Source organism: Thalassotalea sp. SU-HH00458 (genome assembly GCF_040362795.1).
In the GTDB taxonomy this organism is placed as follows: domain Bacteria; phylum Pseudomonadota; class Gammaproteobacteria; order Enterobacterales; family Alteromonadaceae; genus Thalassotalea_H; species Thalassotalea_H castellviae.
The window spans coordinates 1-16,941 of the sequence record NZ_BAABWW010000011.1 but is presented as its reverse complement, the minus strand read 5'-3'; the positions used below and the strand labels follow the sequence as shown (position 1 = coordinate 16,941).

Sequence of the window (16,941 nt, the reverse complement as noted above, 5' to 3'; positions counted from 1 at the left end):
CATGGGCTTGAAAAAGTTTATAGAAGATATTGAGCCGCATTTTGAAAAAGGCGGCAAACATGAAAAGTGGTTTGCTTTATATGAAGCAATAGCGACTGGTTTATTTACCCCTGGTTATGTGAACAAAGGTAAAACACATGTACGTGATAGTATTGACTTAAAACGTATCATGATCACAGTTTGGTTAGCGGTATTTCCTGCCATGTTTTTTGGTATGTACAATATTGGTTTCCAAGCAACAGAAGCATTAGCGGCTAATTATGCATTGCCTGATACTTGGCAAGTTAGTTTGTTTCATATGTTAGGTGGAACCCTAACCACTGATTCAGGCTGGTTTAGCATGATGTTCTATGGTGCGATGTTTTTCTTACCAATCTACGCAGTAACTTTTATTGTTGGTGGTTTTTGGGAAGTGTTGTTTGCAGCCGTTCGTAAACATGAAGTCAATGAAGGTTTCTTCGTTTCTTCAATACTTTTTGCACTTATTTTGCCGGCAAGTATTCCTTTATGGCAAGTCGCTATTGGTATTACCTTCGGTATTGTTATCGCAAAAGAAATTTTCGGTGGTACAGGTAAAAACTTCTTAAACCCTGCTTTAGCGGGTCGAGCGTTTTTATTCTTTGCTTACCCTGCAGAAATTTCAGGTGATGCGGTTTGGGTTGCAGTCGATGGCTTCTCAGGTGCAACAGCGTTAAGTGCGGCGAACCAAGGTTTGATTGATTACAGTGTTAATGCTGATTGGTGGAATGCTTTTTGGGGATTCATGCCTGGTTCTGTGGGTGAAGTATCTACAGCTGCTATCTTACTTGGTGGCGCGTATATCCTTTATAAAGGAATCGCATCATGGCGCATCGTGTTAGGTGTGTTTGGCGGTATGGTTGTTACATCATTCTTATTTAATGCTATCGGTAGTGATACTAATGCGATGTTTGCTATGCCTTGGTATTGGCATCTAGTCGTTGGTGGATTCGCCTTCGGTATGATGTTTATGGCCACAGACCCAGTGTCAGCCTCATTTACTAACACAGGTAAATATTGGTTTGGTGCGTTAGTGGGAATTATGGTGGTTTTAGTTCGCGTTGTGAATCCTGCTTTCCCAGAAGGTATGATGTTAGCGATATTGTTTGCTAACTTATTTGCACCGTTGTTCGACTACTTTGTTGTTCAAAGTAACATCAAAAGGAGGCTTGCGCGCAATGTCTAGTTCTAAAGAAACCTTTGGCAGAACGGTTGGTTTTGTCTTTGTTGTTTGTCTTGTTTGTGCATTATTAGTATCGTTTTCTGCGGTACAATTAAAGCCTCTACAAACAGCGAATAAGTTGCTTGATAAGCAAACTAAGATTTTAGAAGCCTCTAATTTGTTAGATTTTGCCGGTGACGATATTGTTGCTACCTATGATCGCTTTGTTGAAGCAAAAATGATTGACCTTGATACAGGTGAATACGTTAAAGATGCGTCTCAACAAGAAATCGACATGTTCGATGAACGTCGTAATGCACGTGATGCAGAGAAATCGAGCAAACCAGAAAACGATTTAGCTGGTATCAATCGTCGTTCAAATACGGCTGTTATTTACTTAGTGCGTAATGGTGGCGGAGAAGTTGAAACGGTTGTTCTTCCTATTGTTGGCTCTGGCCTTTGGGATTTGATGTATGGCTTTGTTGGACTTGAAGCTGATTTAAATACCGTGAAAAGTGTTATCTATTCAGATCATAAGGAAACTCCGGGCTTAGGGGCAGAAGTATTAAACCCTGCTTGGAAAGCTTTATGGCCTGGTAAGAAAATCTATAACGAAGCCGGTGACGTGAAAGTGCAGCTTGTTAAAGGTGGCGCTAAAGAAAATGATATACACGGTGTTGATGCGCTTTCGGGTGCTACGTTAACCAGTAACGGTGTAACACGCACATTACAATTTTGGTTTGGTGAAGAAGGCTACGGTCCTTTTATTGCTAAAAATCGTGGAGGGCTTAAGTAATGTCTTCAGATACTAAAAAAGTATTAACGAGTCCTATTGTTGATAACAACCCTATTGCGTTACAAGTATTGGGTATTTGTTCAGCATTAGCGGTAACAAGTTCTATGGCTAATGCTTTAGTTATGACATTAGCTGTAGTTGTTGTAACAGCATTTTCTAACTTGTTTATTTCAATGATCCGCAACATGATCCCATCAAGTGTACGTATTATCGTGCAGATGGCGATTATTGCTTCATTAGTAATTGTCGTTGATCAGGTGCTTAAGGCCTTTTCTTATCAATTATCGAAAGAGCTTTCGGTATTTGTTGGATTGATCATCACCAACTGTATTGTTATGGGGCGCGCAGAAGCTTTTGCTATGAAAGAAAAGCCAGTTGTAAGCTTTATGGACGGTATTGGTAACGGTTTAGGGTATGGTTTTATCTTAATGACGGTTGCATTCTTCCGTGAATTATTCGGTTTTGGTAAGTTATTTGGTATCGAGATTTTACCATTGATTCAAAATGGTGGTTGGTATCAAGCGAATGGCTTATTAGTTTTACCCTTTAGTTCATTCTTCATTATTGGTTTAATCATTTGGGCTATTCGCCAATGGAAACCAGCACAAGTTGAGAAGGATTAAAGCAAATGGAACATTATTTAAGTTTATTAGTTAAAACCATTTTTATTGAAAATATTGCTTTAACATTCTTTTTAGGAATGTGTACTTTCTTAGCCGTGTCTAAGAAAGTTAGTACAGCAATTGGTCTAGGTGTCGCGGTTATTGTGGTTTTAGGTATTGCGGTTCCAGCAAACCAAATCATTTATCAAGCCATTTTGGCACCTGGTGCTTTAGATAGTTTGATGGGAGTTACTGATCCTGCTAAAACTATCGACTTAAGCTTTTTATCATTTATCACCTTTATCGGTGTGATTGCGGCTTTAGTTCAAATCCTTGAAATGGTGCTTGATAAGTATTTTCCAGCACTGTATCAAGCGTTGGGTATCTTTTTACCGTTAATTACCGTGAACTGTGCAATTTTTGGTGCCGTCTCTTTTATGGTCGCGAAAAATTTAACCTTAGGTGAGTCTGTTGTTTACGGTATTGGTTCTGGTATTGGTTGGGCACTAGCGATTGTTTTACTTGCTGGTATCCGCGAAAAGATGAAATATTCTGATGTACCAGATGGCCTGAAAGGTTTAGGGATTACGTTTATTACTGCAGGATTGATGGCATTTGGCTTTCTTTCTTTCGGTGGTATCTCGTTATAATAAGATTAATGCAGAAGGTGTTTGTAACTCATTGAGTTAAGCGCCTTCTCCTAGAAAAGTGTAAGGAAAAGTCGATGGAAATTATTCTCGGCGTAGGCATGTTCACTGCAATCGTTATAGCTTTGGTACTAGTGATCTTATTTGCTAAATCAAAGTTGGTTGCCGAAGGTGATGTAACTATTTCAATCAACGGCGATGCTGATAAATCAGTAACAACTGCCGCGGGTGGAAAATTATTAGGCGCACTTGCTGAACAAGGTATTTTTATCCCTTCAGCATGTGGCGGTGGCGGTACTTGTGGTCAGTGTCGTGTTGAAGTGCATTCAGGTGGTGGTGATATTTTACCAACTGAATTAGGTCATATTACGAAACGTGAAGCGAAAGAAGGTTGTCGTTTAGCGTGTCAGGTGGCTGTAAAACAAAACATGGAAATTGAAGTTGAAGATGAAATCTTCGGTGTTCAGCAATGGGAATGTGAAGTTATCTCAAATGATAACAAAGCGACTTTCATTAAAGAACTTAAGCTTAAAATTCCTAACGGTGAATCAGTACCATTTAAAGCGGGTGGTTATATTCAAATTGAAGCGCCTGCGCATCATGTAAAATATAGTGACTTTGATATTGATGAACAGTACCGTGGTGACTGGAATCATTTTGGTTTCTTTGATGTTGAATCAAAAGTTGATACAGACACATTACGTGCATATTCGATGGCAAACTATCCAGAAGAAGAAGGCATTATAATGCTGAATGTGCGTATCGCTACGCCACCTCCTGGAAAATTACATCTACCTGCAGGTAAAATGTCATCATACATCTTCAGTCTTAAGCCTGGCGATAAAGTGACTATTTCAGGTCCATTTGGTGAATTTTTTGCGAAAGAAACTGATAATGAAATGGTGTTTATCGGTGGTGGTGCAGGTATGGCACCAATGCGTTCACATATTTTCGACCAATTAAAGCGTCTTAAATCTAAACGTAAAATGAGTTTCTGGTATGGTGCACGTTCGCTACGCGAAATGTTCTATGAAGATGATTATAATACGCTTGCTGCTGAAAATGATAACTTCGAATGGCATGTAGCGTTATCTGATCCACAACCAGAAGATAACTGGGACGGCTTAACTGGCTTTATTCATAATGTTTTACATGAGCAATACTTGAAAGACCATGAAGCTCCAGAAGATTGTGAATATTACATGTGTGGTCCTCCAATGATGAATGCTGCTGTTATTCATATGTTGAAAGACTTAGGCGTTGAAGATGAAAACATCATGTTGGATGACTTCGGCGGGTAAATTTAACTGAATTTTTACTTGTTCATCGAATCATTGTATTGAAGGTGATGACTGACTATCGTGAGCGATGCGCCTTCTTTTTGTTTTAATATGAATGAGTTAAAAATTACAGGGCAATGCACATAATAAAGACGACATTTGTCGTCTTTATTATTTATATAAGAAGCTTAGTTTGAGAAAGGTAAGCTTTTTATATAAATAATAAATTATCTAGGTTTTATAAATGAATAAATTAAAATCAATTTCTGCCTTACTATTTGTACTAGTGTTAAGTGGTTGCTTCCCAAGTAACGACTTAGCTAAACAAGAGGTTTTACTGCAAGGTAAAACGATGGGCACAACTTATAATATTAAAGTGGTCATTGGCGAAGAAAATGCTCAAGTTGATATCAAAGGTATGCATCAGGGCATTGATGATTTATTAGTACAATTAAACCAAGAGATGTCGACTTATATTAAAGATTCTGAATTATCTCGATTTAATCAGTCGAACGGTTTAACACCCGTTAAAATTTCAGCAGGGTTAGACAGAGTGATTACTGAGGCGATACGCTTAGGTCAGCTAAGTAAAGGTAAACTTGATATTACCGTTGGTCCTTTAGTGAACTTATGGGGGTTTGGCCCTGAGTTTCGTCCTGAAACCATTCCTTCAGATCAGTTACTCGAAACGACTCGACAACGTGTAGGTTTAGATAAACTAGTTTTACAAAACGGGATGTTAAATAAACTAAATCCAGATCTATATGTGGACTTATCCACAATTGCTAAAGGGTACGGTGTTGATATTGTTGCAGAGTATATCGAACAGCAAGGTATTGAAAATTATCTTGTTGAAATAGGTGGAGAAATGCGCCTAAAAGGATTTAAACATACGGGCGAATTGTGGCATGTTGCAATAGAAAAACCAGTGACGATAGAGCGTGCTGTGCAACAAATTATTGTCCCTAAAGATAATGCGGTTGCTACATCGGGTGATTACCGTAATTATTATGAAGTTGACGGCCAACGCTTTTCTCATATTATTGATCCGGCTACAGGCAAACCTATTAATCATAAGTTAGTCTCTGTAACGGTTATCCATCCATTTTCGATGACTGCCGATGGTCTATCTACTGCAATGATGGTCATGGGAGAAGCGCAAGCTTTAGCCTTTGCTGAGCAACATGATTTAGCCGCGTATTTTATCGTTAAAACGGAAAATGGCTTTGTTGAGCAAAGCACGGTAAAATTCATGCAATACCTTAAATAATTCGCACAATTCCTATTGTGTAATTGTTGAGGCTTATGTTCGTTAAATATTGAGACGTTTCGTTATGATGATTTTTTTAGTGACCTTAGTTTTTTTTCTTATTATTGCTGCTGGAATGGCGGTGGGGTATATCTTTCAACAAAAAACGTTAGCGGGAAGTTGTGGAGGACTCGGCTCAGTAGGTATTGAGAAAGCCTGTAATTGTGATAGCCCTTGTGAAAAGCGCCAAGAGCGTGAGCGTATCGCCGCACAAGAGCGTGATAATCATCATTCGATAAACGTTAAAAATATCTAACGGTTCGTTAACACGTTTTATAATAAAGCTACCTTTGGGTAGCTTTTTTGTTTTTAATGCCGGCGTATGACTTGATGTTTTAGTAATAATTATTATACTGTTTTTATTTACAGTATTATTGTTTAGATGACTAAGCAACGAAAAATCATACATGTAGATATGGATTGCTTTTATGCTGCGGTTGAAATGCGCGACAATCCTGCCTATAAAAATATTCCGATTGCGATAGGCGGAAATAGTGCCCGTGGGGTGTTGTGTACCTGTAATTATATCGCGCGTGAATATGGTGTTCGTGCCGCAATGCCAAATCATCAGGCTAAAAAACTTTGTCCAGATCTGCTCATTGTTAATGCTCGTATGGCTGTTTATAAAACGGTATCAACGCAGATTAGAGATATTTTTCAACGTTACACAGAGTTGATAGAACCGCTTTCCTTAGATGAAGCCTATCTAGATGTTACTAATACAATACACTTTAATGGTAGCGCTACATTAATTGCCGAACAAATTCGAAAAGATATATATAACGAATTAAATTTAACGGCATCTGCTGGTGTAGCGCCAAATAAGTTCTTAGCAAAAATTGCAAGCGATGAGAATAAACCGAATGGCCAATGTGTGATACCACCTGAACAAGTAGCAGACTTCGTCGCTGATTTACCTTTAAAGAAAATTCCCGGAGTTGGTCCTAAAACAGCTTTACGCTTAGCCGAACAAGGATTTGAATCTTGTCGGGATATAAGAAATAGCTCAATAATCAATTTACAAAATATTGTCGGTAAGCAAGCAATTAGCTTATATCATCGAAGTTTTGGCAGAGATGAGCGTTTAGTCGAGCCTGATAGAGAAAGAAAATCACTGGCCGTTGAAGTTACTTTGAGTCAAAACATTATAACTTTTGAGCAAGTTCAAGCAGTCATGGATGGTTTACTTGATAAATTAAAGTATCGTTTGAGTAAATGCGAAGATAAGCTTATTGTTAAACAAGGAGTTAAATTAAAGTTTGCTGACTTCAACCAAACCACAGTTGAACAACGTAGTGATGAGGTTGATGTAGAAATATTTAGACGTTTGTTTCAAAGGGCGATGCTAAGAGCGAATAATCGTGCGATTAGGTTAGTTGGGATAACATTGGCCTTTAGTCCTAGAAAAAGCTTGGAGAGTGAATGTCAGCAATTAATTTTACCTATTCTTTAGAACTACTCATTGATGAATAAGCAAAATAATAAAGGGTTTAGCATGAAAAAATTAATATTAGGACTAACTTTAGCGCTTGGTAGTACAATTATAGATGCACAACAGTTATCAGAAGTTGAAATTACGGCTCATAAGGCGGCTGGGGATGTGTATATGTTAACGGGGGCTGGTGGTAATATTGGTGTGCTTGCTACTGAAAAGGGCTTGTTATTAGTGGATGATCAATTCCAGCCGCTTGCTGAAAAAATAGAATCAGCAATGCAAAGCATTAAAAATAATCAATTACGATATGTGGTCAATACTCACTATCATGGCGATCATACCGGTAGTAACAGTTACTTTTCACATAAAGCACCTATATTTGCCCATGAAAACGTCCGTCATCGTTTAACTGATAAAGAAAATCATGACGTTAATAGCTTACCTGTAGTGACCTATAAAGATGGTTTGAATATTTATCTCGCCAATGAAAATATTCAATTAACCCATTTACCTAGTGGCCATACCGATGGTGACACTATTGTCTATTTTAAAGAAGCTAATGTGATACACACAGGCGATTTGTTTTTTGAAATAGGCTTCCCTTATATTGATTTAGACAGTGGTGGCAGTGTCAAAGGCTATTTAGCGAACGTAAAAAAAATCATTGAGCAACTGCCTGACGATGTGGTGGTGATCCCTGGTCATGGGAAATTAACGAATAAAGCTGAGTTTAACGCGTTTGCACAGATGATTGATTTTAGCATTAAAAGAGTTGAAAAGGCCTTATCTGAAGGGAAAAGTGAAGAGGACATTCTACAGATGGGTATTGGAGAGAAGTATAAAAGCAAATCATGGAGTTTCATTTCCGAAGAGAAGTGGTTAAAAACACTCGTTAAAGATTTAAAATAACCACCATTCTTTTTCATACTGATAGTTTTGAAAGTAAAAGCTTGAAAAGTAAAAGTTTGAAAGCGTATTTAAGTCATTCTTTTGCATAGATAACGAAAAAGCATCGAGCAATGATCTAATGTCAATTTATGGTTTTTATCGATGCGAAGAAAACAAAAAGCCCGCTAAAGCGGGCTTTTTAATATGGTTATTTAGTTGTCATATATTAATCAGGCATAAAATCTATCACTAATTTATTATCTGAATTATTGTAATGTACAACGCGTTGATAATCCGCTGATAAATAAATGTCACCTGAGCCAGCGGTATAGCCTGTAGTCCAAACATTACTTTGATTCTCATCATATTTCGCTAGAGTAAAAAAGCCAATACCAAAATCAAAGCGATAAAAATAACTATTATTTTGACTATCTGTGATCACTGCCACAGGACTGGTCAACGTATTGCCATCTAATAAACCTTGTTCGGCAAATTCACCATCGTTATTGGTTGACCATTCAGAGGTGCTATTAACGGTATAAATGTTTCTACCGTCAGTACTGGTAGCAATACCTGAAACTCCATTGGCATGGGCAGGGTTAATGTAGTCAAGTGTATTCATTACACTTATCGTACTTGCTGAAAAAGCATTATAAGTAAGTGTAAAATGCTGTAAATTAAAGTCAGTCGCATTGTAGCTAATAAAGGTATTGCTTGTAGGTACCTTAGCTAAAGCCGCTGTAAAATACGCATTTTCATTATCCCAATACTGTCTAGTTAATGACAGATCAGCTAACTCTAACGCTTGAGTAATAACTACAGGTTTTCCTGATACATTGACAATTTTTGAGGGGGCATATTGAATATCAATTAAATCACCATCTAATTGCTCGATAGAAAAATCAGCTAATGTGACTTGGTAATAATTTATCCGTGTTTGCTCTTGCTCATTTTCATCAAGATATGTTTCTGTATTTGATGCCAATAACAAAGTGCTGTCAGGGTTTATGACTAAGTTAGTTAAATCCACCTCAGCAAGTGGCGATTGAATACTCGTGACTTTACTCCCATCAATAATGTTATACACATCAATGATATCGGTTTGAGCAACATATAAGTAAGGTCTCAAGGTATCTAACACCACGCCATTGCTATTTGGATTTATATCCTCAATAACTAGCTCTTCAAAATCTGCGGTATTAAAATTACCTTTACTTAAATTAACAGCGATTTGTCCATCAACACTTTCTCCTGGGGTTAGTGAAGATAATGTGATGGTAGCAGTATATAAACCTACATCGGTTAATATCGTTGGATCGGCTATAACAGTTAACGTGTTATTGTCAGTATCGGCTGTTAATGTTAACCAATCGACATCAGTTTGTGCTTGCCATGCTACCTTACTAGCTTTATTCGTCAGAATATCAACGGTATGATTTAGCGTTGATTTATCTGCATGAGCACTGAAAGCAAGTGCAGGAAAACTGGAATAGAGTCTTACTTCATCGATCGCAATTTCAACTGAAATCGTGGTAGCAGTATGACTTTGATTATCAGATACGGTAATTGTGCCATTAAATAACCCCCAACCTGAGAGGTTATTTTCATCAATGTCGACCGTAATGATCAACTGACCATCAACTTCGGATGTACTAACAACAAACCAATCTTCACTCGCTTGAACTTGCGATAAATCACTAATACCAGACACTGTGAATTGTTGACTGTCTATGTTGCTATCGCCGAAAGTCGCCTTAAAAGCAAGATTACTAACCGACAATTGTATTTGTTCAACATTAATAATTTCAATCTGGTTAGCGTTATTCGTATTTAGCACGATGCGCTTATCGTCATAAGACAAGGTTATCTCAGACGGTTGCTGTCCTTGTGTTGCAACGGTATTAATTAATGTTTGCTCCTCATCATAAATATCGATAATAAAGCCTGCCGTTTGCGTAAAGCGAGCATAATGAGCACGATTATTGTGTGATTTGGTTAGCGCTAAGGTAACACTATCTTCTGCTTGTTCTAGTAAGCCATTATCAGTAAATGTTTCGCCGTCAAAGCTTATCCATTCACTTGTTGGGCTAATAGCATAAATTCCACTTTCATTGTCATCAACGATAAACCGGCTGATAGCTTGGTTTTCTGCTAATAATTCTGGTCGGTATTGATGGCTTTGTTCAACAACAATGGCTTGTGTAGTGAAATCATTGATTTTTGCTGTATAACGCTTAAAGCTTGAGTCTGTTAAATCTAATGCATAAAACGCTTGGCTATTGCGTGCTTGGTCTACTTGATTAGTAATATACGCATTTTGATTATCCCAAAAAATGCGCTGTAAATTTTCATCAGCAAATTCTAACGCTTGGGTGACGACAAAATGGCGACCAGCAAAACTCACAAATTGAATAGGTTCATATTCAATGCTGGCATCAGTGATTTGGGTTACTGAATAATCGCTAAGATTAATGTGATACCTATGGGTCACCGTACTTGTTGTTTCATCTTCGCCAACAATAGTTTCATCAGCTTTGGCTAATAATATGGTGCCATCAGGATGAATAACAAATTGCTCTAACAAAGTTTCTGCTGGTGATACATCAACCGTTGTTATTAATTCTCCAGTGTATTGATGATAAACATGTAACTGATTATTCGTGCCAATATAAATTTGAGGTGTTCGAGGTGAGGTAATTAACGCATTCGCGTTCGCTGTTAATTCTTCAAGAATGATATTTTCGCTTGTTTCATCGGATTGATAAAAAGAAAGTGCAATGGTTTCAGCAACCACACTTTCATCAATCATGCCTTCTTCATCAATGGCGTTGATAGTGATCACGGCATTATTTTGCGCTTCGGTAAAGCTTGCATCCGATTTTACACTGACCAATAGTTCGCCTGAAATATTGGTTTTGGTTAAATCAAGCCAATCAACATCACTGCTCGCCTGCCAATTGATAGTTGTTGGGCTGTTTGAGTTGATCATTAATGATTTCGATGTGGCGCTGATATTGGCAAGTTTGCTCAATGACAGGCTAGCTTGATTACTATAAAGATAATGTCGGTCTAAACCTAGTTCGACAGGGACTTGTTTACTATCACCGGTTGTCGTTTCGGTTAAGGTGATATTGGCTTGGTAAAGTTGCGCACTAGTAAACTCTGAAATATTTGGTGTTACGACGATTACACCATTGCCAGTACCTTGTGTGACATCTAATGTTAACCAGTCAACATCTGTTTCTGCGGTCCAAACATTTGATTCACTGGTAATTGAAAGCGACAGTGGCGCTATTTCGGTATCACCTAGTGTGCCGCGAAAACTTAATAGTTCACTATCGGTAATAAGTTGCCAGACAAGTAATGAAACGTCGATGTCATGGTGAACTAGATTAACCTTATCAACATCGCCAGTAGATAACCTAATGGTAGTGTTATAAAGGTTAGGGATAATGTTTTCGGCATTATTAACATCAATATATAAGGTAGCAGAATTTGCTGTTACATTTTCTGTTCTGAACGTTAACCAAGATGCAATTTCGGCATCAGGGGCAAAGCCGACTAATAAGCCGTTACCTTCAAACGTCACATCAACTTTATAGGAGTCGTCAGAAACCTGTAAAAATTCGTTGGCAAAGTTAACCGCAGAAGTATCCGCTGAAATAGTATAATTTGGTGATTTATCACTTGAACCACCACAGGCTTGCAGCACAGTAGCTAGCGTGAAAAATAAAGTTATACGAATAAAATTGTATAGATGTTCCTTCATACATTTCCCTATTGTTGTTAACAGCTTATCGGGTATCATTTTCTAATATTTTGCGCGATTCTTTCTCTAATGTAAAAACTTATCATAATTTATTCATCAAATATGATTTTTTCTTGCGTTGTGGGTAGAATAGTTAGAGGTTTTGCACTAAATTGGTCGGCCTTGTGTATTAAGCGAACAATAATTAGATTAGCAGATTAAAAAACTTTGAATAAAGCCATTTTACATAAAGGAATCGACTTACTTTCTAGGCGAGAGCACTCGGAGCTTGAACTTCGAAATAAATTGCGACTTCGTGAATTTCAAGACAGTGAAATTACACCTGTCATTGATTTTCTTGTGGAAAATGATTATTTGAATGAAGCAAGGTTTGCCGATAGCGTTTATCGAACTCGGCTTAATAAAGGCTATGGTAAACGTTTTATTGAAAATGAACTTGCCCAGAAAGGAGTAAGTTCTCGCGATATTAACGCGGCTGCTCAAGCGTTAGAGATTAATTGGTACCATCAAGTAGAAGTTGTTTATAAAAAACGTTTCAATCATGCACCAATTACAGAACAAAAAGACAAAGCAAAACGTATAAGATTTTTACAATATCGTGGCTTTTCAACCGATGAAATTTTCACGGTCATCAATGAAGAAGAACATAATGACGGTTAACTAATTATTATTCGATAATGATGAGTTAATTGACTTAATAGATTTAATTTTAAAAAATTTGGATACCCCTATGATCAAAACCAGTGCCGATTTAAGAAAAGCATTCTTAGATTTTTTTGCATCAAAGCAACATCAAATTGTCCCGAGCAGCTCGCTTGTTCCTGGTAACGATGCCACTTTACTTTTTACGAATGCCGGGATGGTGCAATTTAAAGATGTATTTTTGGGCGCTGACAAACGAAGTTACACCCGAGCCACGTCTTCGCAACGCTGTGTTCGAGCCGGTGGTAAACACAATGATCTAGAAAACGTTGGTTATACTGCTCGCCATCATACTTTCTTTGAAATGTTAGGTAATTTTAGTTTTGGTGATTACTTCAAAGAAGAAGCAATTACCTTCGCCTGGGAATTTTTAACTAAAGTGTTAAAGCTACCAGAAGATAAATTACTCGTTACTATTTATGAAACTGATGAAGAAGCTTTTCAGATTTGGGCGAATAAAATAGGGGTGCCGGAAGAAAAAATTATCCGCATTGGCGATAAGTCAGCAGATAAAAAATATGAATCTGATAACTTTTGGTCGATGGGCGATACTGGTCCTTGTGGTCCTTGTAGTGAAATTTTCTATGATCATGGCGAACATATTTGGGGAGGGCCTCCAGGCTCGCCAGAAGAAGATGGCGATCGTTTCATAGAAATTTGGAACATCGTTTTCATGCAGTTTAATCGTCAAGCGTCTGGTGAAATGAGCCCATTACCTAAACCTTCAGTAGATACGGGGATGGGGTTAGAGCGTATTGCAGCAATTTTACAAGGTTTTCATAGCAACTACGAAATTGATATTTTCCAAGCATTAATAAAAGATACGGCTAAATTATTAGATTGTGCTGATCTAGAACATAAATCACTACGCGTTATTGCTGATCATATCCGTTCATGTAGCTTTTTAATTGTAGATGGTGTTATGCCCGCTGGCGATGGAAGAGGCTATGTATTGCGACGTATTATTCGTCGTGCCGTAAGACACGGTCATAAACTTGAGGCTAAATCACATTTCTTTTATCGCTTAGTCTCTTCATTGATTGAACAAATGGGTGAGGCTTATCCTGAACTTGTTGCGCAAAAACATATCATTGAAAAAATCTTGCGTATTGAAGAAGAACAATTTGAAAAAACATTAGATCGAGGGATGGCGTTACTTGAAGATATTTTAACGGATTTAGATGGTGATACGATCAGCGGTGAAGATGTCTTTAAACTTTACGATACTTATGGCTTTCCTGCCGATTTAACGGCTGATATTGCCCGTGAACGTGATTTGAAAATAGATGAACAAGGTTTTGACGAGGCTATGAAGCAGCAACGTGAGCGTGCTCAACAAGCCAGTCAGTTTGGTACCGATTATAATGAACAATTAAAGTCGGACAAACACACATCGTTTAAAGGCTATACTAATTCTTCATATTCTGCGACCGTGATCGAACTGTTTGATAACGAAGGTAGTGTCAATGTTCTACAAGCGGGAGCATCAGGGATTGTCGTTTTAGATAATACCCCTTTTTATGCGGAGTCGGGCGGCCAAGTTGGCGATAGCGGGTTAATTATTACTGACCAAGGAGCTTTTGAGGTTTCAGACACCGTTAAAGTCGGTAATGCATTTGCTCATCGAGGTGTTGCTAAAGCTCCAATTCAATTAAATGCTCGAGTTAACGCTGAAATTGATACGGCTCGACGGGCAGCAATCGTTAAAAATCATACCGCAACACATATATTACATGCTGCGCTAAGAAAAGTTTTAGGTGAGCATGTCACGCAGAAAGGTTCGTTATGTGATGCTGAAAAATTACGCTTTGATTTCTCTCATTTTGAAGCCGTAACGCCAACCGAATTAAATGAAATTGAACGCTTAGTAAACCAAGAAATACGTCAAAACCATGCCCGTGATACTCAATTGATGCAAATTGATGAAGCAAAAGAAAAAGGCGCAATGGCACTGTTTGGTGAAAAATATGACGATGAAGTAAGAGTGGTGACGTTAGGTGACTTTTCTACTGAGCTTTGTGGTGGCGTTCACGTTAATAGAACTGGAGATATTGGGCTTGTTAAAATCGTTTCAGAATCAGGTATTGCGGCTGGCGTTCGTCGTATTGAAGCCGTTTCAGGCGAAGGAGCACTAGCTTATATCGATCAACAAGCTAATACTCTTGCTTCAATTGCCGGTTTAGTAAAATCTGATGTGGCAGGCTCCATTGAAAAGGTCGAGCAAGTATTAAGTAAAAATAAGCAATTGGAACGAGATATCGCGGCTTTAAAACAGCAATTAGCTGCGCAAGCAGGGTCTGATTTAATTAACCAAGTTATTGAGATTAATGGCGTGAAAGCATTAATTGCTGAACTTGATGGCGTTGCCTCGAAAGATCTGCGCGGTATGTTAGATGAACTGAAAGTGAAAATAGGCTCTGGTATTATCATGCTTGCGACATCGAATGATGGCAAAGTTGGTTTGATAGCGGGTGTTACTAAAGATTTAACCGGAAAAGTTAAAGCCGGTGAACTCGTTAATATGGTGGCTCAGCAAGTCGGTGGTAAAGGTGGTGGGCGCCCTGACATGGCACAAGCCGGAGGAAGTAAGCCTGAGAATATTTCTCAAGCACTTGCTTCAGTAAACGCTTGGTTAGCTGAAAAATTAACGTAAATATTTCAAGAAACTATTTACCCATTAGAAAAAGGAAACGCTATTTGTTTCCTTTTTTATTATCTAGTGTTTACTGATTTAGGAATGAATAACTTCTTATCATTTGTTAATGCTTAGTTAATGAGCGTTTATTGTTTCATTAATCGTTACATTTAATTGTAAAAAAAGGCCTTTTTAACTGTACCATCCCAATAACCTTGCTAAAATAAAAGTAATTGGTGTGAAATTATTTGAATGGTAAACAGAAAATACTAGCGTTTTGTTTACTTTTTTATTTGATGTGTCGACTATTTTGATGGTTTTTTATTAAACTTATTCTGAGTGACTATCGTACTACATACCAATTGTTATACTAAATTTATTACTAGCTTATATTTATTTAGTGGATCCCGTTTACAAATATAAAGGAAATTAGGAATGTTAATATTAACGCGTCGAGTTGGAGAAACTTTGATGATTGGTGATGATGTTACTGTCACTGTCTTGGGTGTTAAAGGTAATCAAGTTCGCATTGGTGTTAATGCGCCAAAAGAAGTCTCAGTGCATCGAGAAGAGATTTATATGCGAATTCAGTCAGAAAAAGGGGATAACGAAGCTTCTGGCAATAAGTTCTAAAATAACGCATTCAATAAAAAAGTCGGCAGTAGCCGGCTTTTTTATATGTTTGAGAAAATGGTTTTAATATTATGGTGATGAAAATAGCAAAAAATGCCTGATTTATAGTCTGGTTGGCTGATTTCTCAGCAAACAAAAATAAAAGCTAAAAAATCGTTTGACTTATTTTTAAGATCCATTAATATTCGCACCCACTGGTGAGCTGGCCGAGTGGCTGAAGGCGCTCCCCTGCTAAGGGAGTATCGGCGTTAAACCCGATCGAGAGTTCGAATCTCTCGCTCACCGCCATCTTTTATCTAGATGTTAAATAGATTAATACGAACATAGTTCGTCATCTTTTACCTCAGATGTAAAACATAGTATATTGCGGACATGTAGATTAGTTGGATAGACTTAACTTGTGCTAGCAGCTACGAACATAGTTCGTCATCTTTTATCTCAGATGTAAAACATAGTATATTGCGGACATGTAGATTAGTTGGATAGACTTAACTTGTGCTAGCAGCTACGAACATAGTTCGTCATCTTTTATCTCAGATGTAAAACATAGTATATTGCGGACGCGTAGCTCAGCTGGATAGAGTACCTGGCTACGAACCAGGCGGTCGCAGGTTCGACTCCTGCCGCGTCCGCCACTTTTACTTTTTAGTAAAGTGGTTAAAAATAAGTAGTACAGCTAGTATTAAAGCTGATAAAATAAATACTATCCTGAACTCGGATATAAAAGAAATGTTACCGCGGACGCGTAGCTCAGCTGGATAGAGTACCTGGCTACGAACCAGGCGGTCGCAGGTTCGACTCCTGCCGCGTCCGCCACATTAGCTTTGCTAGAGAAAACCAACTTTCGGGTTGGTTTTTTTTCGTCTTGAATTTGTTGCATGAGCTAATGTTATAGATAGAAACAATGCAATGATCTGTGCTTCCACCACTTAATTGTCAAGCCTTATCAAAAGTTTAGTGGCTACGAAGCTAACCCTTTCCGGTCGTAGGTTCGACTCCTGCCGCGTCCGCCACATTAGCTTTGCTAGAGAAAACCAACTTTCGGGTTGGTTTTTTTTCGTCTTG

General features: G+C 38.0%; 13 protein-coding genes and 3 tRNA genes. 15 read left to right on the top strand and 1 reads right to left on the bottom strand.

Features of this window, described 5'->3' with window-relative positions:
• Position 1: 1 nt before the first annotated feature.
• The 9 genes from ABXH06_RS15465 to ABXH06_RS15425 all read left to right on the top strand — a co-directional run bounded on the left by ABXH06_RS15465 (position 2) and on the right by ABXH06_RS15425 (position 8,158).
• Positions 2-1,204: an NADH:ubiquinone reductase (Na(+)-transporting) subunit B gene (locus ABXH06_RS15465; protein ID WP_311580280.1), complete on the top strand. Its 1,203-nt coding sequence runs from the start codon at positions 2-4 to the stop codon at positions 1,202-1,204.
• Positions 1,197-1,976 carry a Na(+)-translocating NADH-quinone reductase subunit C gene (locus ABXH06_RS15460; protein WP_311580284.1) on the top strand — a complete coding sequence of 260 codons (780 nt, stop codon included), beginning with the start codon at positions 1,197-1,199 and terminating at the stop codon, positions 1,974-1,976. The genes ABXH06_RS15465 and ABXH06_RS15460 overlap by 8 nt, the downstream gene beginning before the upstream one ends.
• The gene (locus ABXH06_RS15455; protein WP_311580287.1) at positions 1,976-2,599 is read left to right on the top strand and encodes an NADH:ubiquinone reductase (Na(+)-transporting) subunit D; all 624 of its coding nucleotides are present in this window, start codon (positions 1,976-1,978) and stop codon (positions 2,597-2,599) included. The genes ABXH06_RS15460 and ABXH06_RS15455 overlap by 1 nt, the downstream gene beginning before the upstream one ends.
• 5 nt (positions 2,600-2,604) lie before the next feature.
• Entirely contained in the window at positions 2,605-3,228 is a 624-nt protein-coding gene (gene nqrE, locus ABXH06_RS15450) for an NADH:ubiquinone reductase (Na(+)-transporting) subunit E (protein WP_311580290.1), read from the top strand.
• Between the two features lie 74 nt (positions 3,229-3,302).
• A complete protein-coding gene (gene nqrF / locus ABXH06_RS15445; RefSeq protein WP_353518781.1) occupies positions 3,303-4,526 on the top strand; it encodes an NADH:ubiquinone reductase (Na(+)-transporting) subunit F in 1,224 nt (407 codons plus the stop codon).
• A gap of 223 nt (positions 4,527-4,749) precedes the next feature.
• Positions 4,750-5,775 carry an FAD:protein FMN transferase gene (locus ABXH06_RS15440; RefSeq protein ID WP_353518780.1) on the top strand — a complete coding sequence of 342 codons (1,026 nt, stop codon included), beginning with the start codon at positions 4,750-4,752 and terminating at the stop codon, positions 5,773-5,775.
• A gap of 64 nt (positions 5,776-5,839) precedes the next feature.
• Complete coding sequence (nqrM, locus tag ABXH06_RS15435) at positions 5,840-6,070, top strand: (Na+)-NQR maturation NqrM (RefSeq protein WP_311580298.1); 231 nt, start codon at positions 5,840-5,842, stop codon at positions 6,068-6,070.
• Between the two features lie 126 nt (positions 6,071-6,196).
• Positions 6,197-7,267: a DNA polymerase IV gene (gene dinB / locus ABXH06_RS15430; protein ID WP_353518779.1), complete on the top strand. Its 1,071-nt coding sequence runs from the start codon at positions 6,197-6,199 to the stop codon at positions 7,265-7,267.
• Positions 7,268-7,309: 42 nt separating this feature from the next.
• Positions 7,310-8,158: an MBL fold metallo-hydrolase gene (locus ABXH06_RS15425; RefSeq protein WP_311580304.1), complete on the top strand. Its 849-nt coding sequence runs from the start codon at positions 7,310-7,312 to the stop codon at positions 8,156-8,158.
• A 205-nt stretch (positions 8,159-8,363) separates the two neighbouring features.
• On the opposite strand, the gene ABXH06_RS15420 is transcribed toward ABXH06_RS15425, so the two are convergent.
• Positions 8,364-11,906 carry a BACON domain-containing protein gene (locus ABXH06_RS15420; protein ID WP_353518778.1) on the bottom strand — a complete coding sequence of 1,181 codons (3,543 nt, stop codon included), beginning with the start codon at positions 11,904-11,906 and terminating at the stop codon, positions 8,364-8,366.
• Between the two features lie 207 nt (positions 11,907-12,113).
• Between ABXH06_RS15420 and ABXH06_RS15415 the strand changes: the two genes are divergently transcribed.
• The 6 genes from ABXH06_RS15415 to ABXH06_RS15390 all read left to right on the top strand — a co-directional run bounded on the left by ABXH06_RS15415 (position 12,114) and on the right by ABXH06_RS15390 (position 16,692).
• Complete coding sequence (locus tag ABXH06_RS15415; RefSeq protein ID WP_311580311.1) at positions 12,114-12,566, top strand: regulatory protein RecX; 453 nt, start codon at positions 12,114-12,116, stop codon at positions 12,564-12,566.
• 70 nt (positions 12,567-12,636) lie between these two features.
• Positions 12,637-15,261 carry an alanine--tRNA ligase gene (gene alaS / locus ABXH06_RS15410; protein WP_353518777.1) on the top strand — a complete coding sequence of 875 codons (2,625 nt, stop codon included), beginning with the start codon at positions 12,637-12,639 and terminating at the stop codon, positions 15,259-15,261.
• A gap of 417 nt (positions 15,262-15,678) precedes the next feature.
• Entirely contained in the window at positions 15,679-15,876 is a 198-nt protein-coding gene (gene csrA, locus ABXH06_RS15405) for a carbon storage regulator CsrA (RefSeq protein ID WP_303448405.1), read from the top strand.
• Positions 15,877-16,072: 196 nt separating this feature from the next.
• A tRNA-Ser gene (locus tag ABXH06_RS15400) sits at positions 16,073-16,164 on the top strand.
• 270 nt (positions 16,165-16,434) lie between these two features.
• Positions 16,435-16,511 (top strand) — tRNA-Arg (locus ABXH06_RS15395).
• A gap of 104 nt (positions 16,512-16,615) precedes the next feature.
• A tRNA-Arg gene (locus ABXH06_RS15390) sits at positions 16,616-16,692 on the top strand.
• Positions 16,693-16,941: the final 249 nt, after the last annotated feature.

Bases quoted from the DNA above. Each gene is read 5' to 3' on its own strand.
- ABXH06_RS15425 (WP_311580304.1), top strand. From the start codon at position 7,310: ATGAAAAAATTAATATTAGGACTAACTTTAGCGCTTGGTAGTACAATT.
- alaS (WP_353518777.1), top strand. From the start codon at position 12,637: ATGATCAAAACCAGTGCCGATTTAAGAAAAGCATTCTTAGATTTTTTT.
- ABXH06_RS15455 (WP_311580287.1), top strand. From the start codon at position 1,976: ATGTCTTCAGATACTAAAAAAGTATTAACGAGTCCTATTGTTGATAAC.
- ABXH06_RS15440 (WP_353518780.1), top strand. From the start codon at position 4,750: ATGAATAAATTAAAATCAATTTCTGCCTTACTATTTGTACTAGTGTTA.
- ABXH06_RS15420 (WP_353518778.1), bottom strand. From the start codon at position 11,906: ATGAAGGAACATCTATACAATTTTATTCGTATAACTTTATTTTTCACG.
- ABXH06_RS15465 (WP_311580280.1), top strand. From the start codon at position 2: ATGGGCTTGAAAAAGTTTATAGAAGATATTGAGCCGCATTTTGAAAAA.
- ABXH06_RS15460 (WP_311580284.1), top strand. From the start codon at position 1,197: ATGTCTAGTTCTAAAGAAACCTTTGGCAGAACGGTTGGTTTTGTCTTT.
- nqrF (WP_353518781.1), top strand. From the start codon at position 3,303: ATGGAAATTATTCTCGGCGTAGGCATGTTCACTGCAATCGTTATAGCT.
- nqrE (WP_311580290.1), top strand. From the start codon at position 2,605: ATGGAACATTATTTAAGTTTATTAGTTAAAACCATTTTTATTGAAAAT.
- csrA (WP_303448405.1), top strand. From the start codon at position 15,679: ATGTTAATATTAACGCGTCGAGTTGGAGAAACTTTGATGATTGGTGAT.
- nqrM (WP_311580298.1), top strand. From the start codon at position 5,840: ATGATGATTTTTTTAGTGACCTTAGTTTTTTTTCTTATTATTGCTGCT.
- dinB (WP_353518779.1), top strand. From the start codon at position 6,197: ATGACTAAGCAACGAAAAATCATACATGTAGATATGGATTGCTTTTAT.